The sequence below is a fragment of the Pseudomonas sp. TE3644 genome (genome assembly GCF_056278815.1).
On record NZ_JBWBQF010000001.1, the window covers coordinates 17,578 to 38,182 of the forward strand.

The 20,605-nt window shown below is 63.8% G+C and carries 23 protein-coding genes; 16 read left to right on the forward strand and 7 right to left on the reverse strand.

Going from position 1 to position 20,605, the window contains the following annotated elements; all coding sequences use genetic code 11:
• Positions 1-67: 67 nt before the first annotated feature.
• Complete coding sequence (locus tag ACZ9GA_RS00080) at positions 68-523, reverse strand: MaoC family dehydratase (protein WP_455922239.1); 456 nt, start codon at positions 521-523, stop codon at positions 68-70.
• Between the two features lie 159 nt (positions 524-682).
• On the opposite strand from ACZ9GA_RS00080, the gene ACZ9GA_RS00085 reads away from it, so the two are divergent.
• From ACZ9GA_RS00085 to ACZ9GA_RS00095, 3 genes are read left to right on the forward strand one after another with little or no spacing between them, the layout of a single operon-like run.
• Positions 683-1,033: a CidA/LrgA family protein gene (locus ACZ9GA_RS00085; RefSeq protein WP_457358058.1), complete on the forward strand. Its 351-nt coding sequence runs from the start codon at positions 683-685 to the stop codon at positions 1,031-1,033.
• A 5-nt stretch (positions 1,034-1,038) separates the two neighbouring features.
• The gene (locus ACZ9GA_RS00090) at positions 1,039-1,749 is read left to right on the forward strand and encodes an LrgB family protein (protein WP_457363608.1); all 711 of its coding nucleotides are present in this window, start codon (positions 1,039-1,041) and stop codon (positions 1,747-1,749) included.
• A gap of 10 nt (positions 1,750-1,759) precedes the next feature.
• Positions 1,760-2,350: an LON peptidase substrate-binding domain-containing protein gene (locus ACZ9GA_RS00095; protein ID WP_457358056.1), complete on the forward strand. Its 591-nt coding sequence runs from the start codon at positions 1,760-1,762 to the stop codon at positions 2,348-2,350.
• Between the two features lie 150 nt (positions 2,351-2,500).
• Here ACZ9GA_RS00095 and ACZ9GA_RS00100 read toward each other — a convergent pair whose 3' ends face one another.
• Together ACZ9GA_RS00100 and ACZ9GA_RS00105 are read right to left on the reverse strand one after the other, a co-directional pair.
• Positions 2,501-3,817 carry a bifunctional DedA family/phosphatase PAP2 family protein gene (locus ACZ9GA_RS00100; protein WP_457358054.1) on the reverse strand — a complete coding sequence of 439 codons (1,317 nt, stop codon included), beginning with the start codon at positions 3,815-3,817 and terminating at the stop codon, positions 2,501-2,503.
• A gap of 3 nt (positions 3,818-3,820) precedes the next feature.
• A complete protein-coding gene (locus ACZ9GA_RS00105; RefSeq protein WP_457358052.1) occupies positions 3,821-4,519 on the reverse strand; it encodes a DNA-3-methyladenine glycosylase in 699 nt (232 codons plus the stop codon).
• Positions 4,520-4,699: 180 nt separating this feature from the next.
• On the opposite strand from ACZ9GA_RS00105, the gene ACZ9GA_RS00110 reads away from it, so the two are divergent.
• From ACZ9GA_RS00110 to ACZ9GA_RS00170, 13 genes are all read left to right on the forward strand, one after another.
• Complete coding sequence (locus ACZ9GA_RS00110; protein ID WP_457358050.1) at positions 4,700-5,971, forward strand: glutamate-5-semialdehyde dehydrogenase; 1,272 nt, start codon at positions 4,700-4,702, stop codon at positions 5,969-5,971.
• A 10-nt stretch (positions 5,972-5,981) separates the two neighbouring features.
• Positions 5,982-6,650 carry a nicotinate-nucleotide adenylyltransferase gene (nadD, locus tag ACZ9GA_RS00115; protein ID WP_457363607.1) on the forward strand — a complete coding sequence of 223 codons (669 nt, stop codon included), beginning with the start codon at positions 5,982-5,984 and terminating at the stop codon, positions 6,648-6,650.
• A gap of 16 nt (positions 6,651-6,666) precedes the next feature.
• Positions 6,667-7,059 (forward strand): ribosome silencing factor, encoded by a 393-nt coding sequence (rsfS, locus tag ACZ9GA_RS00120; RefSeq protein ID WP_008374761.1) that lies wholly within the window; start codon positions 6,667-6,669, stop codon positions 7,057-7,059.
• Between the two features lie 9 nt (positions 7,060-7,068).
• Positions 7,069-7,536, forward strand: coding sequence for a 23S rRNA (pseudouridine(1915)-N(3))-methyltransferase RlmH (gene rlmH, locus ACZ9GA_RS00125; protein WP_457358048.1), 468 nt, complete (start codon positions 7,069-7,071; stop codon positions 7,534-7,536).
• Between the two features lie 10 nt (positions 7,537-7,546).
• Positions 7,547-9,442: a penicillin-binding protein 2 gene (gene mrdA / locus ACZ9GA_RS00130; protein ID WP_027981078.1), complete on the forward strand. Its 1,896-nt coding sequence runs from the start codon at positions 7,547-7,549 to the stop codon at positions 9,440-9,442.
• A gap of 31 nt (positions 9,443-9,473) precedes the next feature.
• Positions 9,474-10,577 carry a rod shape-determining protein RodA gene (gene rodA, locus ACZ9GA_RS00135; RefSeq protein WP_457363606.1) on the forward strand — a complete coding sequence of 368 codons (1,104 nt, stop codon included), beginning with the start codon at positions 9,474-9,476 and terminating at the stop codon, positions 10,575-10,577.
• Between the two features lie 17 nt (positions 10,578-10,594).
• Positions 10,595-11,605 carry a lytic murein transglycosylase B gene (gene mltB, locus ACZ9GA_RS00140; RefSeq protein ID WP_457358046.1) on the forward strand — a complete coding sequence of 337 codons (1,011 nt, stop codon included), beginning with the start codon at positions 10,595-10,597 and terminating at the stop codon, positions 11,603-11,605.
• Entirely contained in the window at positions 11,605-12,618 is a 1,014-nt protein-coding gene (locus ACZ9GA_RS00145; RefSeq protein WP_457358044.1) for a septal ring lytic transglycosylase RlpA family protein, read from the forward strand. Before mltB ends, ACZ9GA_RS00145 begins: the two co-directional genes overlap by 1 nt.
• 172 nt (positions 12,619-12,790) lie before the next feature.
• Entirely contained in the window at positions 12,791-13,951 is a 1,161-nt protein-coding gene (locus ACZ9GA_RS00150; protein ID WP_457358043.1) for a D-alanyl-D-alanine carboxypeptidase family protein, read from the forward strand.
• 82 nt (positions 13,952-14,033) lie between these two features.
• Positions 14,034-14,309 carry a DUF493 domain-containing protein gene (locus ACZ9GA_RS00155; protein WP_457358041.1) on the forward strand — a complete coding sequence of 92 codons (276 nt, stop codon included), beginning with the start codon at positions 14,034-14,036 and terminating at the stop codon, positions 14,307-14,309.
• Positions 14,309-14,956, forward strand: coding sequence for a lipoyl(octanoyl) transferase LipB (gene lipB, locus ACZ9GA_RS00160; protein WP_457358040.1), 648 nt, complete (start codon positions 14,309-14,311; stop codon positions 14,954-14,956). Before ACZ9GA_RS00155 ends, lipB begins: the two co-directional genes overlap by 1 nt.
• 1 nt (position 14,957) lies before the next feature.
• Positions 14,958-15,977, forward strand: coding sequence for a lipoyl synthase (gene lipA / locus ACZ9GA_RS00165; protein WP_457358038.1), 1,020 nt, complete (start codon positions 14,958-14,960; stop codon positions 15,975-15,977).
• Between the two features lie 152 nt (positions 15,978-16,129).
• Positions 16,130-17,068: a S66 peptidase family protein gene (locus tag ACZ9GA_RS00170; protein ID WP_457358036.1), complete on the forward strand. Its 939-nt coding sequence runs from the start codon at positions 16,130-16,132 to the stop codon at positions 17,066-17,068.
• A gap of 99 nt (positions 17,069-17,167) precedes the next feature.
• Here ACZ9GA_RS00170 and ACZ9GA_RS00175 read toward each other — a convergent pair whose 3' ends face one another.
• The 4 genes from ACZ9GA_RS00175 to ACZ9GA_RS00190 all read right to left on the reverse strand — a co-directional run bounded on the left by ACZ9GA_RS00175 (position 17,168) and on the right by ACZ9GA_RS00190 (position 20,568).
• Entirely contained in the window at positions 17,168-18,490 is a 1,323-nt protein-coding gene (locus tag ACZ9GA_RS00175; protein ID WP_457358034.1) for a lytic murein transglycosylase, read from the reverse strand.
• A 95-nt stretch (positions 18,491-18,585) separates the two neighbouring features.
• Positions 18,586-18,738: an alternative ribosome rescue factor ArfA gene (gene arfA / locus ACZ9GA_RS00180; protein ID WP_027981087.1), complete on the reverse strand. Its 153-nt coding sequence runs from the start codon at positions 18,736-18,738 to the stop codon at positions 18,586-18,588.
• Between the two features lie 146 nt (positions 18,739-18,884).
• A complete protein-coding gene (gene holA, locus ACZ9GA_RS00185) occupies positions 18,885-19,922 on the reverse strand; it encodes a DNA polymerase III subunit delta (protein WP_457358032.1) in 1,038 nt (345 codons plus the stop codon).
• 40 nt (positions 19,923-19,962) lie between these two features.
• On the reverse strand, positions 19,963-20,568 hold the full coding sequence (locus ACZ9GA_RS00190) for an LPS-assembly lipoprotein LptE (RefSeq protein WP_457358030.1): 606 nt from the start codon (positions 20,566-20,568) through the stop codon (positions 19,963-19,965).
• Positions 20,569-20,605 lie beyond the last annotated feature (37 nt).

Here is a 20,605-nt window from a genome sequence, read left to right on the forward strand (position 1 = left end):
GCGGCGAGTATGCCGCACAATGCCCCCGGTGAAACAGCCACCGGCGGCATTGCCCGCTGTTCGGTTATTACACGAAGCAGAGAGACAACGGTTCAGCAATATACGCAGGCTTCTCCGAACCCTCGATTTCAAGCGTGGCGGTGGCCTTGAGCAGCCACTGGCCGGGCTTCTTCTCGGTCACTTCGGTGAGTTCGACCTTGAGGCGCACATTGGAGTCCACCTTCACCGGCTGGATGAAGCGCACGCTATCCAGGCCGTAGTTGACCACCATCTTCAGGCCTTCGGGGACGACCAGCAGGTCTTCCATCAGCTTGGGGATCAGTGACAGTGACAGGAAACCATGGGCGATGGTGCTGCCGAACGGGGTCTTGGCGGCCTTGACCGGGTCGACGTGGATGAACTGGAAGTCACCGGTAGCCTCGGCAAACAGATTGATGCGGGCCTGATCGATTTTCAGCCATTGGGAATACCCCAGTTCCTTACCTACGTACTGCTTGAGTTCTTCTACAGGTACAAAGGGCATCGTGACTCTCCTTGTTGATGGGGCGCGTTGGCGTGCGCTCACTTAGATCACCATGGCACCGCTGTCGGGTCAAGCGTCCATGGCTATGGCGAATGGCGGTTTATAGGCGCCAACCTTGCGTGCTTATAATGGCCAAGGATGCCGGGGGCGGAGATAAAAATGTTGTTACGTGGTTTGACGTGGCTGATCGTTTTTCAATTACTGGGCACAGCCCTCAACCGTCTGGTGCTGACCATGCTGCCGGGGCCCATCATCGGGCTACTGCTGTTGCTGGGGTTCCTGGTGATGCGCGGCGAGGTGGGCAAACCATTGAGCGAAGCCTCCGGCAGCCTGCTGCGCTACCTGCCGTTGCTGCTGGTGCCGCCGGCCGTGGGCGTGATGGCCTATGCCAGCGACATCGCCGCCGACTTCTGGGCCATCGTCGGCACGTTGTTCATTTCCGTGCTGGTGTCCATGGCCCTGGCCGGCTGGCTGATGCAGAAAATGCTGGCGCGGCGGGGTGATCATTGATGCTGCTGGATTGGCACGGCGCCGTCGAATCGGTCATTCATCACCCGTTGTTCGGCATCGGCATCACCCTGGGCGCCTATCAATTGGTGCTGGCGGGTTACGAGCGCACGCGCTGGATTTTCCTGCAGCCGGTGCTGGTGTCGATGCTGCTGGTGATCGGGGTGCTGCTGTTCACCGGCGTCAGCTACGGCGAGTACCGCAAGAGCACCGAGATCCTCGGCACCCTGCTGGGGCCGGCCACCGTGGCGCTGGCGGTGCCGCTGTACCTGAACCTGCGGCGCATTCGCCAATTGCTGGCGCCGGTCTTGGCTACGCTGGTGATAGGCGGGGTGTTTGCCACCAGCCTGGGGCTGCTGCTGGCGTGGAGTTTTGGCGCCGAGCACATGATCCTGATGACCCTGGCGCCCAAGTCGGTCACCTCGCCCATCGCCATGCTGGTGGCCGAACAGATTGGCGGCGTGGCGGCCCTGGCGGCGGTGTTTGTGTTGATCACCGGGGTGATCGGCGCGATCTTTGGGCCGGGAATGTTGTCCATGCTCAACGTGCACAGCCCCGCAGCCCGTGGCATGGCCCTGGGCATGACTGCCCATGCGGTCGGGACCTCGGTGGCGCTGCAGGAAGGTGAGGAATGTGGGGCTTTCGCTGCGTTGGCGATGAGCCTGATGGGGGTGTCGACCGCGGTGTTCCTGCCGCTGGCCGTCAGCCTGTTCGTTTAAGGAAACCACTATGACGTTGCCGCTGTTTCCGCTCAACACCGTGCTGTTCCCGGGCTGCATCCTCGACTTGCAGATATTCGAGGCACGCTACCTGGACATGATCGGCCGCTGCATGAAGCAGGGCGTGGGGTTTGGCGTGGTCTGCATCCTCGAAGGCCAGGAAGTGGGCCCGGCGCCCACCGGCCACGCCATGATCGGCTGCGAAGCCGTGATTCGCGACTTCCAGCAGCAGGACAACGGCCTGCTGGGTATCCGGGTGGAGGGCGTGCGGCGCTTTCGGGTGACCGGTACCGCTTTGCAGCGCGATCAGTTGCTGGTGGCCGACGTCGATTGGCTGGCCGAGCGGGGCGACCAGCCGTTGCAGGAAGACGATGCCGACCTGGTGGCCTTGCTGCATGCCCTGGCCGAGCACCCCATGGTGGCGGCGCTGGACATGGGCAGCAACGTGCCGGGGCGGCAGTCGTTGGCCAATCAGTTGGGGTATCTGCTGCCATTCCCCGAGCAGGACAAGATCGACCTGCTGGGGCTGGATGAACCGGCCGAACGGTTGGCGGCGATCCAGGTGCTGCTCGATGATCTGCAGGGCGAACTGTTCGCCTGATACCGCGTCGTCAATGACGCGGCCTGGCGGCCGCTGCTACATTCGCCTGACCCGTAGCCGCTGCCGCAGGCTGCGCTGGCCGGGGTGAACCCTGGAGATGTCCAGCGTGGGGCGGGGCCAGCGCAGCCTTCGGCAGCGGCTACAGTGGGCTCAATACGCGTACCGCTCCAGCGAATGCGCAAACCCGCGTGTGGCGAAGTACGCCAGTACCGCCAGCAAAATCGGCAACACCACCCACCACACCCGCGGCGCCATCGCCGGCAGCGGCTGGCGCCACTGGCTCAGGGTCAGGCTGGCCGCGCAGACAAAACACGCCAGCAGGGTCCCGGCCAGCACATCAGTCGGCCAATGCGCGCCCAAGTACACCCGCGACAGCGCAATCAAGGCCGCCGGCAGAATCCCCAGCAACAGCCACGTCAGGCGCAGACGCGGGGGCTGGCCACGCCCAGCCAGCACGGCAAGGGTCAGAAACAGCGCGAACGACGCCGAACTGTGGCCGCTGGGCATGCTGAAGCTGCTCAACGGATCGGTCAGTACCTCGGGCCGCGCCCGCGCAAAGACATGCTTCATCAGCGTGTTGCCCAAGGCGGTGAACAGCAGGGTGCCGAGCGCGAACACGGCCGGGCGCCACTGGCGCAGCAACAGCAGCAAGCTGCACAGCACGCCCGCCAGGACGAACTGGCTGCGGAAATCGCCCATCTTGGTCAGCATCACCGCCACTTCATTGCCGGTCGGCCCGCGATGCTCCTGCACCAGGGTCATGATCCCCTGGTCGAAATGCGCCAGGTACGGCCAGCCCAGGAACACGCCTGCCAGCAGCACCAGGCACATGCCCGTGACCAGCCGCGTACCGTGCGGGCGGGCGCGCCAGGCGGAATGAATGCTTAGCCCGATCAACACCGCGAAACCGGCCGCCAGCACGCCGGCCTCGCCCCAGAAACCTTCGGGCAAGGGCAGGCGCAGGGCGGCGCCAGTGGCCCAGCCCGGCATCAGGTACACCACCGCCCAGCCAGCCCCGGCCAGCAGGCTCACGCCGATAAACCGCAGCAGCGGCATATCGAACATGCCCGCTACCATCGGCAGCATCGGGCGCAGCGGCCCGATGAAACGGCCCACCAGCAGGCTGGCTATGCCGTAGCGCTGGAAATAGCCCTCGGCGCGGCCGATCCATTCGGGGTGGTGCCGCAGGCCTGGCAAGCGCCGAATGTTCTGATGGAAATGTCGTCCGGTGAAGTAGGACAAGGCATCGCCCAGCAGCCCGCCGATATAGCCCAGCAACAGGGTTTCACCCAAGGACAGGCTGCCGCTGCCCGCCAGCACGGCAATGGCGAACAGCATCACGGTGCCTGGCACGATCAGCCCGACAATCGCCAGGCATTCGGTGCAAGCCACCAGCACGATCGCCAGCCCCAGCCATTGTGGGTGGGCGGTTAACCAGGCGGTCAGCCCGTCGAGCCATGGGCCCATGTGTCAGTTTCCTTGCGTCAGGATGAAAAAGTCGCGACCTTCGACTTGCCCGCGGCGCAAGGGGTTCCTTGTGCAGTGGCGGGCATGCTCGGCGTCCACGAAGCGGTACGGCAGATGTTCGTCGCGCCCATGGGGGATGCCCAGGCGTGTGGTCTGAATAATTTGTTTCGGGATGATTCCCAGGTCCTCGACAAACAATTGCTCATGGTCGAAGCGCTTGGCATCCCAGTTCGGCACCTTCAGGCCCAGCGCCCTGCACAGCAGTGTCTGGCCTGCGCACAAGCGTTCCGGCGCCCGAGGCTGGCCGCTGGCGTCGGGGTTGTTCATCTGCATCTGCGCCAGCGCATTGGCATCGGCGTGCTGGTCCACCCAGGGGTACCCCGACTTGATCAACACCGCGTTGCCGGCACCCTGGGCGCTGAAATTCAGCGAGTCGCCGCCCCGGGCGTAGTACATGTAGATGTGGCCGCCATCCAGAAACAGCGCCTTGCGCTTCTCCGTATAACCCAGCGAAGCATGGCTGCCTTTTTCTGCGCAGTAATAAGCCTCGGTCTCGATGATGCGCGCCGACAGCCAGTACGGCCCCTGGCGATGACGGATCACCTTGCCCAGCAGCTCGCGGGCCAGCAACTGCGCGTCGCGGTCGAAAAAGGCGTCGGGCAGGGGGCGAGCATCGGGCCAGGGCAGGGCGGCAGGCAGCATCGGACGGTTACCGGAAGATACGAATGAGCTCCCAAGGATAATATTCATCTGTGGCTTAATCACGGCTGAATCGTTGCCCTTTGCCCGACTGTTTTCGACCATCCGCCTGCCACCGCTGTCAGCGGACCTTCGAGACAGCTATAATCAGCCGCTTTCCTCTTTGCCAAGACCACAGAGACCATGACTGAGTCCGTTCTTGACTACATGACCCGCCTGGGTCGCGCCGCCCGCGAAGCCTCCCGCGTGATCGCGCGCGCCAGCACTGCGCAGAAAAACCGCGCACTGCAGGCTGCCGCCAACGCCCTGGACGGCGCCCGCAGCGAGCTGACCGCCGCCAACGAGCTGGACCTGGCCGCTGGCCGGGCCAACGGCCTGGAGCCGGCCATGCTCGAGCGCCTGGCGCTGACCCCTGCGCGCATCGACGGCATGATCGTCGGCCTGCGCCAGGTGGCCAGCCTGCCGGACCCGGTCGGTGCGATCCGCGACATGAGCTACCGGCCATCGGGCATTCAAGTGGGCAAGATGCGCGTGCCGCTGGGCGTTGTCGGCATCATCTACGAATCGCGTCCCAACGTGACCATCGATGCCGCCAGCCTGTGCCTGAAGTCCGGCAACGCCACCATCCTGCGTGGCGGCTCCGAGGCCATCCATTCCAACCGTGCCATTGCTGCCTGCGTGCAGCGCGGCCTGGCCGAAGCCGGCCTGCCGGCCGCCGTGGTGCAAGTGGTGGAAACCACCGACCGCGAAGCTGTGGGCGCGCTCATCACCATGCCCGAATACGTGGACATCATCGTCCCACGTGGCGGCCGTGGCCTGATCGAGCGTGTCAGCCGCGACGCCAAGGTGCCGGTCATCAAGCACCTGGACGGTATCTGCCACATCTACGTCGCCGCCGACGCCGACCTGGCCAAGGCCCAGCGCATCGCCTTCAACGCCAAGACCTACCGCTACGGTATCTGTGGCGCCATGGAAACCCTGTTGGTGGACGCGGCCGTTGCCGCCCACTTCCTGCCGGCCATGGCTGCCCAGTTCGCCGAGAAGGGCGTGGAGCTGCGTGGCTGCGAGCGCACCCGCGACATCATCCAGGTACTGCCGGCCACCGAAGAAGACTGGCACACCGAGTACCTGGCCGCGATCCTGTCGATTCGCGTGGTCGACGGCCTGGACCAGGCCATCGAGCACATCAACCATTACGGTTCGCACCACACCGATTCCATCGCCACCGAGAACCTGGCCGAAGCACGGCGCTTCACCGCCGAAGTCGACTCGGCCTCGGTGATGATCAACACCCCGACCTGCTTTGCCGATGGCTTCGAGTATGGCCTGGGTGCCGAGATCGGGATTTCCACGGACAAGATCCACGCCCGCGGTCCGGTCGGCCTGGAAGGCCTGACCTGCGAGAAATACATTGTGGTCGGCGACGGCCAACTGCGCGGCCAGGAGCCAGCCTGACTTGGGTGACCTGAGCCAGCCTGGCAACAAGCCCGCGCCGCGCCGTATCGGCGTGCTGGGCGGTACCTTCGACCCGGTGCACATCGGCCACCTGCGCAGCGCGCTGGAAGTGGCCGATGCCCTGCATCTGGACGAGTTGCGCCTGACGCCCAATGCCCGGCCCCCGCACCGCGACACCCCCCAGGTGACGCCGCAGGACCGCCTGGCCATGGTGCAATGCGCGGTGCAGGGCGTGGCGCCCCTGACGGTGGATGCCCGGGAGCTGCAACGGGACAAGCCGTCCTACACCATTGATACGCTGGAGCTGATGCGCGCGGAACTCGCCGCTGACGACCAGCTGTTTCTGCTGCTGGGCTGGGATGCCTTCTGTGGCCTGCCTTCCTGGCATCGCTGGGAAGAACTGCTGCAGCACTGCCATATTCTGGTATTGCAGCGGCCTGACGCCGACAGCGAGCCGCCGGATGCCTTGCGCAACCTGCTGGCCGCGCGGTCGGTCAGCGACCCGTTGGCCCTTGAAGGGCCCGGCGGGAATATTACTTTCGTCTGGCAGACACCCCTGGCGGTGTCGGCCACCCAGATCCGTCAACTGCTGGCCAGCGGGAAGTCGGTACGTTTCCTGGTGCCTGACGCGGTACTGGCCTACATCGAGGCGCACGGGCTGTACCGTGCGTCCAATTGAACTGAACGAGTTTTATATGACTAAGCAAAAAATCAGCGTATCCGGCGAAGAGCTGGTCGAACTGGCCAAGGCCGCCCTGGAAGACGTCAAGGCCCAGGACATCCTGGTCATCGACGTGAAAGACAAGCACAGCCTGACCGACTACATGGTCATCGCTACCGGTACTTCGAACCGCCAGATCAACGCCATGCTGGACAAGGTTCGCGAGAACGTGAAGGCCAAGGGCGCACAGCCACTGGGTGAAGAAGGCAAGGGCGAAAGCGACTGGGTACTGCTGGACCTGGGCGACGTCATCGTGCACATGATGACCGCCGCTGCCCGTCAGTTCTACGACCTGGAACGTCTGTGGCAGGGTGCCGAGCAAAGCCGTGCCGCCAGCGGCGCGCATCACACCCCAGGCAACGAATAAGGCCGGGCCATGCGTCTGCGTCTGATTGCGGTCGGCTCGCGCATGCCGAAGTGGGTGGAAGACGGTTGGCAGGAATACGCCAAGCGTCTGCCGTCCGAGCTTGCGCTTGATCTGGTGGAAATACCGCTCAACACCCGTGGCAAGAACGCCGACGTGGCGCGCTTCATCCGTCAGGAAGGCGAAGCCATGTTGTCCAAGGTGCAGCCGGGTGAGCGCATTGTCACGCTCGAAGTACACGGCAAGCCGTGGAGCACCGAGCAGTTGGCGGTGGAGCTGGACAAGTGGCGGCTGGACTCGCGCACCGTCAACTTCATGGTCGGTGGCCCCGAGGGGCTGGCGCCGGAAGTGTGCGCGCGTGCCGATCAGCGCTGGTCGCTGTCGCCGCTGACCTTGCCCCACCCGCTGGTACGCATCCTGATCGGCGAGCAGCTGTATCGCGCCTGGACCGTCCTGTCCGGGCACCCTTACCACAAATAAGCCGCCTTTCATGTCCCAGCCGATTCGCCTCAAGGATCACGAGAAAGATGCACGCCTGGTGCGTGGCCGCGTCGTGGTCGGGGCAATCGTGGTAATGGTCATGGTGTGCGCGCTGGTGGCACGCCTGTATTACCTGCAGGTCATTCAGTACGAGTATCACTCCACGCTGTCGGAAAACAACCGGGTGCATGTGCAGCCGCTGCCGCCGTCACGTGGGCTGATCTATGACCGCAATGGCGTGATCATCGCCGACAACCGCCCCAGTTTCAGCCTGAGCATGACCCGTGAGCGGGCGGGGGACTGGGCGCAGGTGCTGGACACCATCGTCCAGGTGCTGGAACTGACCCCTGACGACCGCGCCTTGTTTGAAAAGCGCATGAAGCAGGGGCGCCGGCCGTTCGAGCCGGTCCCGATCCTGTTCGAGCTCAGCGAAGAACAGATCGCCCGAATTGCCGTCAACCAGTTCCGCCTGCCCGGGGTGGAAGTGGTGGCGCAACTGGTGCGCCATTACCCGCAGGGGCCGCATTTCGCGCACTCGGTGGGCTACATGGGGCGCATCAATGAAAAAGAGCTGAAAACCCTCGACCCCGTGGCCTACAGCGGTACCCACCACATCGGCAAGACCGGCATCGAGCGCTTCTACGAACCGCAGTTGCACGGCCAGGTGGGCTACGAGGAAGTCGAGACCAACGCCCGTGGCCGCGTGCTGCGCGTGCTCAAGCGTACCGACCCGGTGCCCGGCAAGGACATCGTCCTGAGCCTCGACATCCAGTTGCAGGAGGCCGCCGAGGCCGCGCTGGGCGGGCGTCGTGGCGCCATCGTGGCCCTCGACCCAAGGACCGGCGAAGTGCTGGCCATGGTCAGCCAACCCAGTTTCGACCCCAACCTGTTCGTCACCGGCATCAGCTTCAAGGCCTATGCCGAGCTGCGGGACTCCATCGACCGCCCGCTGTTCAACCGCGTGCTGCGCGGCCTGTACCCGCCAGGCTCGACCATCAAGCCGGCCGTGGCCATCGCCGGCCTGGACACCGGTGTGGTCACCGCCAGTACCCGGGTGTTCGACCCTGGTTACTACCAGTTGCCCAACTTTGACCACAAATACCGCAACTGGAACCGCAGCGGCGATGGCTGGGTAGACCTGGATACCGCGATCATGCGGTCCAATGACACCTACTTCTACGATCTGGCCCACAAGATGGGTATCGATCGCCTGTCCAGCTACCTGAACCGCTTCGGTATCGGCCAGAAGGTCTCGCTGGACATGTTCGAAGAGTCCCCGGGGCTGATGCCGTCGCGGGACTGGAAACGCATCACCCGGCGCCAGGCGTGGTTCCCGGGTGAAACCCTGATTCTGGGGATTGGCCAGGGCTACATGCAGGCCACCCCGCTGCAACTGGCCCAGGCCACCGCGCTGGTGGCCAACAAGGGCAAGTGGAACCGTCCGCACCTGGCGCGCACCATCGAAGGTGAACCGCCGGTGGACGAGAACCCCATGGAAGACATTGTGTTGCGCGACCCCAACGACTGGGACCGCGTGAACCACGGCATGCAGCAAGTGATGCACGGTGCCCGTGGTACCGCCCGCAAGGCCTCGGTGGGCGCCCAATACCGCATTGCCGGTAAAAGCGGCACTGCCCAGGTCGTGGCCATCAAGCAGGGCGAGAAATACGACCGCTCCAAACTTCAGGAACGCCATCGCGACCACGCCCTGTTCGTGGGTTTCGCGCCGGCTGACAATCCCAAAATTGTAGTTGCGGTGATGGTGGAGAACGGCGAGTCCGGCTCCGGTGTCGCGGCCCCCGTGGTTCGCCAGGTGATGGACGCCTGGCTGTTGGGCCCCGATGGCCAGCTCAAGCCCGAGTACGCCAGCAATACCGCAACGGAGACCACCGCACGTGAAGAGTAATTTCGATCGCATGCTCTCCAGCGAGGACGTGATGCGCCGCCGCGCCACCTTGCTGCAGCGCATCCACATCGACGGCCCGCTGCTGATCCTGCTGCTGACCCTGGCCGCCGGCAGCCTGTTCGTGTTGTATTCGGCCAGCGGCAAAAGCTGGGACCTGCTGATCAAGCAGGCCACCTCGTTCGGCATCGGCCTGGCCTCGATGCTGCTGATCGCGCAACTTGAACCCCGCTTCATGGCGCGCTGGGTGCCGCTGGCCTATTGCCTGGGGGTGATCCTGCTGGTCGCGGTGGACGTCATGGGGCACAACGCCATGGGCGCCACGCGCTGGATCAACATTCCGGGGGTAATCCGCTTCCAGCCGTCGGAATTCATGAAGATCATCATGCCGGCCACCATCGCCTGGTACCTGGCCAAGCGCACCCTGCCGCCCACGCTCAAGCACGTGGGGGCCAGCCTGGTGCTGATCGGCATCCCGTTCATCCTCATCGTCCGCCAGCCGGACCTGGGCACCTCGCTGCTGATTCTGGCCTCGGGTACATTTGTACTCTTCATGGCCGGCCTGCGCTGGCGCTGGATTATCAGCGTGGTTGCCGCGGCAGTGCCGGTGGCGGTGGGCATGTGGTTTTTCATCATGCACGACTACCAGAAGCAGCGGATCCTGACCTTCCTCGACCCCGAAAGCGACCCGCTGGGCACTGGCTGGAACATCATCCAGTCCAAGGCCGCCATCGGTTCGGGCGGGGTGTTCGGCAAGGGCTGGCTGCTGGGTACCCAGTCGCATCTGGACTTCCTGCCTGAAAGCCACACCGACTTCATCATCGCCGTACTGGGTGAAGAGTTCGGCCTGGTGGGCATCTGCGCCTTGCTGCTGCTGTACCTGGCGCTGATCGGCCGTGGCCTGGTGATTACCGCACAGGCCCAGACCCTGTTCGGCAAGCTGCTGGCCGGCAGCCTGACCATGACGTTTTTTGTTTACGTTTTCGTCAATATCGGTATGGTCAGCGGCCTGTTGCCCGTCGTAGGCGTGCCGTTGCCCTTCATTAGTTACGGCGGAACTTCGCTGGTGACGCTGATGTCAGCGTTTGGGGTTTTGATGTCGATCCATACCCATCGCAAGTGGATCGCGCAGGTTTGATTAAGGTGAAGAATTTCATGCAAGCAGTATGCAACTGGGCCGCTCGGTGCATTCCCTGGGTCGGCCTGGTAGGCATCCTCGGGTCGTCGCAACAGGCGACGGCCGGCGATTACGATGGCACCCCGCAACTGGCGCAGTTCGTCGGTGAAATGACCCGCGACTACGGCTTTGCCGGCGAACAGGTGATTGGCGTGTTCGAGGAAGTGCAGCGCAAGCAGGCCATCCTCGACGCCATTTCCAAGCCGGCCGAGCGCGTCAAGCCCTGGAAGGACTATCGCCCGCTGTTCATCACCGATGCGCGCATCGCCCGTGGCGTGGACTTCTGGCGCCAGCATGAAGCCGCCCTCAAGCGCGCCGAGCAGGAATACGGCGTGCCGGCGCAGATAATCGTGTCTATCATTGGTGTCGAAACGTTTTTCGGTAGAAACACCGGCAACTACCGGGTGATCGACGCACTTTCCACCCTGGCGTTCGATTATCCGCCGCGTGCCGACTTCTTCCGCAAGGAGCTGCGCGAATTCCTGCTGCTGTCGCGTGAAGAGCAGGTTGACCCGCTCAGCATCAAGGGTTCCTATGCCGGCGCCATGGGCCTGCCGCAGTTCATGCCCAGCAGCTTCCGCGCCTATGCGGTGGATTTCGACGGCGATGGCCACATCAACATCTGGAGTGACCCCGATGACGCCATCGGCAGTGTCGCCAACTACTTCAAGCAGCATGGCTGGGTCATGGGCCAGCCGGTGGTAAGCCGTGCCTCGGTGCGCGGCGAGCACGTGGACGAAGGCCTGAGCCCGGGCATTGATCCGGTAAAGAACGTCGGACAGTTGCGAGCACTGGGCTGGTCGAGTCATGATGCGCTGCGCGACGATATGCCCGTGACTGCTTTCCGCTTCGACGGTGAGTTCGGTCCGGAATATTGGATGGGGTTGGGCAACTTCTACACCATCACTCGCTATAATCGCAGCGCCATGTATGCCATGGCGGTCTATCAACTGTCGCAAGCACTGGTCCAAGCACGGGGCGTCAAGTAATGCGGACAATGCCGATTCGCACACCACTGAAGCTGATGGGCTACGCAGCCCTCGCCCTGCTGGTCGCCAGCTGTTCGTCGACCAGCCGTGCCCCGCAAAGCGGCGGCTATGCCGTGCGTTCGCAGCCTGGCCTGGACATCAACCGGGCCCACAAGGACGGCGCGCCGTGGTGGGACGTCGATGTCTCGCGCATCCCAGACGCGGTGCCGACGCTGCACACCGGCCCCTACAAGGCCAACCCGTATACCGTGCTGGGCAAGACCTACTTCCCGCTCACCGATGCCAGCCACTATGCGGCCACGGGCACGGCGTCGTGGTACGGCACCAAGTTCCACGGCCAGAACACCGCCAATGGCGAGGTCTATGACCTGTACGGCATGAGTGCCGCGCACAAGACCCTGCCGTTGCCCAGCTACGTGCGCGTCACCAACCTGGACAACAACCGCAGCGTGATCCTGCGGGTCAACGACCGCGGTCCGTTCTACTCCGACCGCATCATCGACCTGTCGTACGCCGCAGCCAAGAAGCTGGGCTATGCCGAAATCGGCACCGCGCGGGTCAAGGTCGAGGGTATCGACCCGGCCCAGTACTGGGCCCAGCGTGGCCGTCCGGCGCCGCTGATGCTGGATCAGCCGCAGGTCGCGCAAGCGCCCCAGAAGCCGGTCATCACCGCCTCGGCGGGTACCATCGAGCAATGGACGCCGCCGCCGCAACAGCATGCCGCCGCCGTCCTGCCTGCGCAGATCGACGCAAAAAAAAACGCTTCTGTTCCAGTCTCTGGCCAGTTTCTCCAGGTGGGAGCGTTCGCCAATCCGGACGCTGCGGAGCTGCTGAGGTCCAAGCTGAGCTCGATGGTGAGGGCCCCGGTGTTCGTCAGCTCGATAGTGCGCAACCAGCAGACACTGTATCGAGTGCGGATGGGGCCGATCGGCACGCCGGGTGAAGTGCAGCAGACCCAGGACAGCGTGCGCCTGGCCAACCTGGGCTCGCCGAGCGTGGTCACCGCCGAATGATTTCCCCGGCCTGGCAACAGGTCGGAACCCGCTTGTCGACTGTGCCTTGTGGCCGTCGACAATCGTTTAAGACAAAGGCCCGCAGAAGGTCAAGCGACACCCGGGGCAGTGTGCCCCGACAACCAGATTTTGCCCGAGAGGGCATGTGCCCATTAGCAATTTCGAGAGACGGATGAACATCACCACCTTTGCCAAACGCCTGTGCCTGCCTGTACTGCTGCTGATCGCCCCAGTTGCCATGTCGGCCGAGCAAATGACGCCTGCGGCGCCGCAACTGGCTGCCAAGGCCTACGTACTGATGGAAGCATCCAGCGGGCAAGTCCTGGTGGACAGCAACGGCGATCAGCGTCTGCCGCCAGCCAGCCTGACCAAACTGATGAGCGCCTACATCGCCACCCTGGAGATCAAGCGCGGCCAGATCGGTGAGAACGATCCGGTGACCGTCAGCGAGAACGCCTGGCGCACCGGTGGTTCGCGGATGTTCCTCAAGGTCGGCTCGCAAGTGTCGGTCAGCGACCTGCTGCACGGCATCATCATCCAGTCGGGCAACGACGCCACCGTGGCCCTGTCCGAGCACATCGCCGGCAGCGAAGACGCTTTCGCCGACATGATGAACAAGACCGCCGGCGACCTGGGCATGGAGAACAGCCACTTCATGAACCCTACCGGGCTGCCGAACCCGGATCACTACTCCACCCCGCACGACATCGCCAAGCTGGCCCGCGCGATCATCAACATCGACCCGGCCCACTACGCGATCTACTCGCAGAAAGAGTTCTTCTGGAACAACATCAAGCAGCCTAACCGCAACCTGCTGCTGTGGCGCGACAAGACCGTCGACGGTCTGAAAACCGGCCACACCGAAGAAGCCGGCTACTGCATGGCGGCCTCGGCCGTACGTGATGGCATGCGCCTGATCGCGGTCGTGTTCGGTACCACCAGCGAAGCTGCGCGTGCTGCTGAAACCCAGAAGCTGCTGACCTACGGTTTCCGCTTCTTCGAAACCCAGACCTTCTACCAGAAGGGCACCGAACTGGCCAAGGCGCCGGTATGGAAAGGCGCTACTCATGAAGTGCGCGCCGGCCTGGCCGACGACCTGACCATGACCCTGCCAAAAGGCCAGCTCAAAGGCCTGACCGCCACCATGACCATGAAACCGCAACTGACCGCGCCAATCGCCAAGGGCGACGTGATCGGTAAAGTGGAAGTCAAGAATGGTGACCAGGTTGTCCACAGCGCCGACCTGATCGCCCTTGACGGCGTCGAGGAAGGTGGCTTCATCCGCCGCATGTGGGATAGCATTCGTCTATTCTTCTACGGCTTGTTCAACTGATTACGTGAACAGCATGCCCCCTGGCCGCGCCGTGCAGCCAGGGGGTTTGTCCGTCTTCACGGCTTGCGAGGCCGTTACTGCTATGACAGACACCGAAGTCAAGGCTCCTAAGATCGAATTCCCCTGCGCCGATTATCCGATCAAAGTGATCGGTGATACCGGCGTGGGCTTCAAAGACAAAGTGATCGCGATCGTGGCCAGCCATGCCACCATCGAGCACGAGAAAACCGCCGAGCGCCAAAGCAGCAACGGCAACTACACCACGCTGCAATTGCACATCCTGGCCACCAGCCAGGAGCAGCTGTACGACATCAACAGTGAGCTGCGTGCCACCGGCGTCGTGAAAATGGTGCTCTGATGCCGCAATGCCTGGGCTTTCGCGAGCTGGGCCTGATGGCCTACGAGCCGGTCTGGCACGCGATGCAGCGTTTCACCGACCAGCGTACCCCGGCCACGGGTGACGAGGTGTGGCTGGTACAGCACCCCTCGGTATTCACCCAGGGCCAGGCGGGCAAGGCCGAGCACCTGCTGGTGCCCGGCGATATCCCGGTGGTGCAGGTGGATCGCGGCGGTCAGGTGACCTACCACGGCCCTGGCCAGCTGGTGGCGTATCTGTTGCTGGACGTGCGACGCCTGGGCTACGGCGTGCGTGACCTGGTCACGCGCATCGAACAGACCCTCGTCGCGCTGCTGGACGAGTATGGTGTACCGGCGGCGGCCAAGGCCGATGCCCCGGGTGTGTATGTCCAGGGCGCGAAAATCGCCTCGCTGGGCCTGCGGATACGCAATGGTTGTTCCTTTCATGGCCTGGCCTTGAACGTGGACATGGACCTTGCGCCGTTCCGCCGTATCAACCCCTGCGGATATGCCGGGCTGGCGATGACCCAGCTGTGCGATCATGCAGAACAGATTGAATATGCCGAGGTTGGTGCCCGGCTGCGCGCGCAGCTCGTCAAGCACCTCGACTACGCTGAGCAGACGACCCTGACGGGCGGAATCGATTGATATGACTACCGCGCAAGACACAGCTGAATCCGTGCAAACCATCATCCCGGTGACCAACGTGACGCCGCCCCGGCCAAAAGTCGAAGCTGGCGTGAAGCTGCGTGGTGCCGAGAAGGTTGCGCGTATTCCGGTGAAGATCATCCCCACCGACGAACTGCCGAAGAAACCCGACTGGATCCGCGTGCGCATCCCGGTTTCGCCTGAAGTCGACCGTATCAAGCAACTGCTGCGCAAGCACAAGCTGCACAGCGTCTGCGAAGAAGCGTCCTGCCCGAACCTGGGCGAGTGCTTCTCCGGCGGTACCGCCACCTTCATGATCATGGGTGACATCTGCACCCGTCGCTGCCCGTTCTGCGACGTCGGCCACGGCCGTCCGAAAGCACTGGACGCCGACGAGCCGATGAACCTGGCGGTGGCCATCGCCGACCTGCGCCTCAAGTACGTGGTGATCACCTCGGTGGACCGCGACGACCTGCGCGACGGCGGTGCCCAGCACTTTGCCGACTGCCTGCGTGAAATCCGCAAGCTGTCGCCGGGCGTGCAACTGGAAACCCTGGTGCCGGACTACCGCGGCCGCATGGACGTTGCCTTGGCAATCACTGCCGCCGAGCCGCCGGATGTGTTCAACCACAACCTGGAAACCGTGCCACGCCTGTACAAGGCTGCGCGTCCGGGTTCGGACTACCAGTGGTCGCTGACCCTGCTGCAGAAGTTCAAGGAACTGGTGCCGCACGTGCCTACCAAGTCCGGTCTGATGCTGGGCCTGGGCGAGACCGACGAAGAAGTGATCGAAGTGATGCATCGCATGCGCGAGCACAACATCGACATGCTGACCCTGGGCCAGTACCTGCAACCGTCGCGCAGCCACTTGCCGGTGCAGCGTTTCGTGCACCCGGACACCTTCGCCTGGTTCGCCGAGGAAGGCTACAAGATGGGCTTCAAGAACGTGGCTTCCGGCCCGCTGGTGCGTTCTTCGTACCACGCTGACCAGCAAGCGCACGAGGCCAAGATCAAGCTCTGATCCACGCCTGCGACACCGATGCCGGACGATGGTTGATGCAACCACGGCCGGCATTGTTGTTTTTGCGAGGCATGCAGTTACAAGGCTATGCTGTTCTGTCATGGGGAACCCTCTACAGTAGGGGTTATCGATCCATGCAAGGAGCCCATCGAATGAAACACACGCCCGTTGTCGACGCTGCCACTTTGCCGCGTCGGGTGCCCACCGAAGCCAACATCGCCCTGATCGCCCCTGCCGGTCCCAAGGACTTCGACGTCAAGGCGGCCGAGCGCTGGGTGAGCAGCCGTGGCCACAGGCTCAAGGTCTACCCCGGTGTGTTGCAACACCAGGGCTATCTGGCCGGCAGCGACGATGTACGTCTCAAAGACCTGCACGACGCCTTCGCCGACCCCGAGATCGACGCCATCATCTGCCTGCGTGGCGGCTACGGCACGCCACGGCTGCTGGACCGCATCGACTACGACCTGATCGGCCGCCACGTCAAACCCTTCATCGGCTACAGCGACCTGACCGCGCTGCATCTGGCGTTTGCGCGCCACTGCAACTTTGTCAGTTTCCACGGGCCGATGCTGACCTCCGACCTGCTGGCCAACCGTCAGGCGCCCACCGAAGACTCCATGCGTCGTCTGTTGCGCGGGCAGTTACGCAAGGGCGACCTGCTGGCGCACCCGGTGGCGCATCCATTGACCTGCATCGAGCACGGCGTTGCCAGTGGCCGCCTGACGGGCGGCAACCTGTCAATGATCTGCGCCACGTTGGCCACTGATTACGAGATCGACCTGGACGGCGCCATACTGTTCATTGAGGACGTCGGCGAGCCCTTGTACAGGGTTGATCGCCTGCTGACCCACTTGCGCCTTGCAGGGCGTTTCAAGGGCCTTCGCGGGGTATTGGTGGGGGATTTCGCGGGGCTGGATGTGCCGCGGCTGACGCCGTTGCTCAAGGAAGTGTTTGGGCCGATGGGCATTCCCGTACTGGCCGGCTGGCGCAGCGGGCACTGCGACCCCAACCTGACCCTGCCGCTGAACACCCAGGTGCGCCTGGATGCGGGGCAGAAGACGTTGATGCTGGAGCAGGATGTAGTGCGTTAACCCTGTAGCCGCTGCCGCCAGGCTGCGCTGGCCCTGTGCCCCGCTGAAAATCTCCAGTGTACGCAAGGGCCAGCGCAGCCTGACGGCAGCGGCTACGGGTTATTGGCCGCGCAGACTATCCAGCAACTTATGGTTGGCATACCCATCCGCCGGCCACCCCAGCGCCTGCTGGGCCAGGCGAATCGACTTGCGGGTATTGGCACCAATGATGCCGTCCGGCGTACCGGCCTCGTAACCCTTGGCCGTCAACAACGTCTGCAGTTCCACCCGCTCGGTGCGGCTCAGCGGCAGGTCATCACGGGGCCAGTCGCCCATCACGTAACCACCGCCATCAAAGCGTTGCGACAACAGGCTCACCGCCAGCGCATACGACGACGAGTTGTTGTACTTCAGGATCGCCCGGAAGTTGTCCAGCACCAGGAACGCTGGGCCGCGATAGCCCGCTGGCAACAGCAGGGACGCGGACAACTGCTCGCTGCCAGCCGGCAGGCGCGTGCCCGGGGTGATCTTGACGCCCATCTGTATCCATTCAGCCACCGACTTGCGCAGCGCACCATCGGCCTGGGCGTAGTCAAAGCCCGGCGCCAGTTGCACCTCAAAGCCCCATGGCTGGCCACGCTGCCAGCCCGAGCTTTGCAGGTAGTGGGCCGTGGAGGCCAGTGCATCCGGGGCGCTGTTCCAGATGTCGCGACGCCCGTCACCGTCGAAGTCCACGGCGTGGGAGTTGTAGGTGGTGGGGATGAACTGGGTCTGGCCCATGGCGCCCGACCACGAGCCCAGCATGGCCTCGGGCTGGATATCGCCGTTTTGCAGAATCTGCAACGCCGCGATCAATTGGTCCTGGGCGAAGCTCTGGCGACGGCCCTCATAGGCCAGGGTGGCGAGCGAACGAATCACCGATTTGTCGCCCTGGAACTGGCCGAAGCTGCTTTCCATGCCCCATACCGCCACCAGCGCCTGGCGATCCACGCCATAGCGTTGCTCGATGCGCTGCAAGGCGTCGGCGTACTGGCTCAGCAGTGCCTGGCCCTTGCGCACGCGCACCGGCGAGATGGCGCCGTCCAGGTACTCCCATACTGGCCGGGTGAATTCCGGTTGGCTGCGGTCAGCCTTGACCACGCTAGGGTCGGGGGTAACCCCGGCAAACGCACGATCGAACAGATCAGGGCGAATGCCTGCCTGCAGCGCTTGCTGGCGGAAACCGTCCTCCCACTGGGCAAAGGTCTCGGCCGGCAGCATCACGCCATCGGCATCCACGGGCGCCGCAGTAGTCAGCGGGGCAGCGGGCGAGGTTTTTTGCGCGGGGACGGGCAGGGCATCGGCGGCAACCGTAGGCTTTTCAGCACAGGCGCCCAGCAGAACGAGGGTGGAAGCAGCGAGCAGATGACGCATTTGCACACGCTGGAGACGACGAAGAGACATTCACAGGTCCAGGTATTTCAAGTCAGATGCGGACCATATCACGAGAGCGGGGGGCGAGGGGCGATGCGCGGGGAAGTTCGTGGTGAACGGTGGTTTCAGGCGGCCAGAAAAGGAGAAGCCTCCCAGTTTTTCGACTGGAAGGCTTCGCGTTTGTAGCTGCCCTTGCCCTTGGTGGGTCGTTCCTGGCGGCTGCGGAACAGGGGCTGGGCGATGATGGACTTGGCCTTGTTGGGGCGCTTTTTGCTCATGGCGGGTCTCCTGGGTTGGAGCCGCGATGATACGCTTGCTGTGCTCCAGCGCAATACCTCGAAACCGCGTCGCCTGCATCGCGACCAAGGTCGGCTCCTACCACGGTCAGCGTAGGAGCCGACCTTGGTCGCGATGGGGGCGACGGCTACTGGGCCGGAAGCACCAACCGCTGCCCCGCCATCAACAACGACAACCGCGACAGGCTGATCCACACCGACCCTTGCGCCTGCCCCTTGATCTGCGCATCGATGTGCTGGGCATCCTGCAGCAACTCGCCCCAGCGCTTGGCCGAGTGGCGTTGCAGGGCCTTGCTCATCAGCGGTTTGCGCTTGTCCCACACCGGTGGCTTGGCGCTGCTGAAGGCTTTGTCCAGCGGCGTGCCCTGGCTGTACTGCAGCGAGATATTGGCCAGGGTGCGCAGCTCGCGCGCCAGTGCCCACAGGATCACCGGCGGCTCCACGCCCTCGCCACGCAGCCCTTCGAGCATGCGCAACGCGTGGGCCGCTTCACCATTGAGCACGGCGTCCACCAGACCGAACACGTCGAAACGCGCGCTGTCGGCCACCGCCGATTGCACGGTCTCCAGGGTGACCTGGTTGTTCTCGGCCAGCAGCTTGAGCTTTTCGATTTCCTGGGCGGCCGCCAGCAGGTTGCCTTCCACCCGCGCGGCAATCAGCTCCACCGCATCCTGCTGGGCCGCCAGGCCGGCCTGGGACAGGCGCTGGCGAATCCATTGCGGCAACTGGTTGGCATCCACCGGCCAGATCTGCACGAACTGGGTCTGCGGGCCCTCGATCAGGGCCTTGCCCCACTTGGTCTTCTGCGCGCTGCCATCCAGCTTGGGCAGGCTGATCAGCAGCAGGGTGTCTTCGGCAGGGCGGGCGCAGTATTCGATCAAGGCCGCGGCGCCCTTGTCACCGGGCTTGCCCGAGGGCAGGCGCAGTTCCAGCAGGCGGCGCTGGGCAAACAGCGACAGGCTGGCGCCGGCCTGCAGCAGGGTGCCCCAGTCGAAGCTGGCGTCGGCGCTGAATACCTGGCGTTCGTCGAAACCTTGTTGGCGGGCTGCGGCGCGCACGGCGTCGGCGGCTTCCTGGCACAGCAGCGGGTCATCGCCGCTGATCACGTAGATCGGCGCGAGGCTGCCTTGCAGGTGCTTGTTGAGCTGGGCGGGGGTCAGTTTCATGGTGATGAAAGAAGGGGCGCCTGAGCGCCCCGTTCCTCTTTTACTTCGAAGGGATCTGAATCGGCGACTGCTGAGGCGTCGCGTCACGAATGCGCTGGGCCTCGGCTTCCTGCTCTTCCAGGGCCTTGGCCTTGGCGTCGGCGTCAGCCTGCAGTTTTGCCAGTTGCTCAGGCTTGACCTGCTCCAGGCGCAACATCAGGCGCTGTACCAGCTCGCGACGGATTTCTTCGCGGGTCTGCAGGGCCACCTGGTCGGAACCTGCCAGGTTGTTGCCATCCTGGGTGTAGGTCTTGTCGACAATGATCTTGTCGCTGATCAGGTTGAGGTTGTTGTGGCCGACAATGTCGTAGCTCAGGGTGGTGGTCAGCTCGTACTCAGCCGAACGCGTACCGCTGGTGTAGCTGGCCGAACGCTGGTCTTCCTGCTCGCGGCTCAACACCAGCTTGTACGGTGCGCCGTCATAGACTTTCACACCGGCAGCCTGGATCTGCTTGCGCAGTTGGGTGACGGTAGGGCCGTAGGCATCGCGGGCGGTCACGTTCAGCTCTTTGAGAGCCATTTCGTTGGTGCCGGTGCCGCGCAACTGGAAACCGCAGGCGCCCAGCAGCATGGCCAGGCCCATAACCAGTAGATTGCGTTTGATCATCTTGATGCTCCCTAGAAACCTTGTAGGCCGACTCTGT

Coding starts and splice junctions, on each gene's coding strand:
- ACZ9GA_RS00105 (WP_457358052.1), bottom strand. CDS start 4,519: ATGCTGCCTGCCGCCCTGCCCTGGCCCGATGCTCGCCCCCTGCCCGAC.
- rodA (WP_457363606.1), top strand. CDS start 9,474: ATGCGCCGCCGCGCCACCTTGCTGCAGCGCATCCACATCGACGGCCCG.
- mrdA (WP_027981078.1), top strand. CDS start 7,547: ATGTCCCAGCCGATTCGCCTCAAGGATCACGAGAAAGATGCACGCCTG.
- ACZ9GA_RS00150 (WP_457358043.1), top strand. CDS start 12,791: ATGAACATCACCACCTTTGCCAAACGCCTGTGCCTGCCTGTACTGCTG.
- lipA (WP_457358038.1), top strand. CDS start 14,958: ATGACTACCGCGCAAGACACAGCTGAATCCGTGCAAACCATCATCCCG.
- ACZ9GA_RS00190 (WP_457358030.1), bottom strand. CDS start 20,568: ATGATCAAACGCAATCTACTGGTTATGGGCCTGGCCATGCTGCTGGGC.
- mltB (WP_457358046.1), top strand. CDS start 10,595: ATGCAAGCAGTATGCAACTGGGCCGCTCGGTGCATTCCCTGGGTCGGC.
- lipB (WP_457358040.1), top strand. CDS start 14,309: ATGCCGCAATGCCTGGGCTTTCGCGAGCTGGGCCTGATGGCCTACGAG.
- rlmH (WP_457358048.1), top strand. CDS start 7,069: ATGCGTCTGCGTCTGATTGCGGTCGGCTCGCGCATGCCGAAGTGGGTG.
- ACZ9GA_RS00145 (WP_457358044.1), top strand. CDS start 11,605: ATGCGGACAATGCCGATTCGCACACCACTGAAGCTGATGGGCTACGCA.
- arfA (WP_027981087.1), bottom strand. CDS start 18,738: ATGAGCAAAAAGCGCCCCAACAAGGCCAAGTCCATCATCGCCCAGCCC.
- ACZ9GA_RS00110 (WP_457358050.1), top strand. CDS start 4,700: ATGACTGAGTCCGTTCTTGACTACATGACCCGCCTGGGTCGCGCCGCC.
- ACZ9GA_RS00085 (WP_457358058.1), top strand. CDS start 683: ATGTTGTTACGTGGTTTGACGTGGCTGATCGTTTTTCAATTACTGGGC.
- ACZ9GA_RS00170 (WP_457358036.1), top strand. CDS start 16,130: ATGAAACACACGCCCGTTGTCGACGCTGCCACTTTGCCGCGTCGGGTG.
- ACZ9GA_RS00100 (WP_457358054.1), bottom strand. CDS start 3,817: ATGGGCCCATGGCTCGACGGGCTGACCGCCTGGTTAACCGCCCACCCA.
- ACZ9GA_RS00095 (WP_457358056.1), top strand. CDS start 1,760: ATGACGTTGCCGCTGTTTCCGCTCAACACCGTGCTGTTCCCGGGCTGC.
- ACZ9GA_RS00175 (WP_457358034.1), bottom strand. CDS start 18,490: ATGTCTCTTCGTCGTCTCCAGCGTGTGCAAATGCGTCATCTGCTCGCT.
- holA (WP_457358032.1), bottom strand. CDS start 19,922: ATGAAACTGACCCCCGCCCAGCTCAACAAGCACCTGCAAGGCAGCCTC.
- rsfS (WP_008374761.1), top strand. CDS start 6,667: ATGACTAAGCAAAAAATCAGCGTATCCGGCGAAGAGCTGGTCGAACTG.
- ACZ9GA_RS00080 (WP_455922239.1), bottom strand. CDS start 523: ATGCCCTTTGTACCTGTAGAAGAACTCAAGCAGTACGTAGGTAAGGAA.
- ACZ9GA_RS00155 (WP_457358041.1), top strand. CDS start 14,034: ATGACAGACACCGAAGTCAAGGCTCCTAAGATCGAATTCCCCTGCGCC.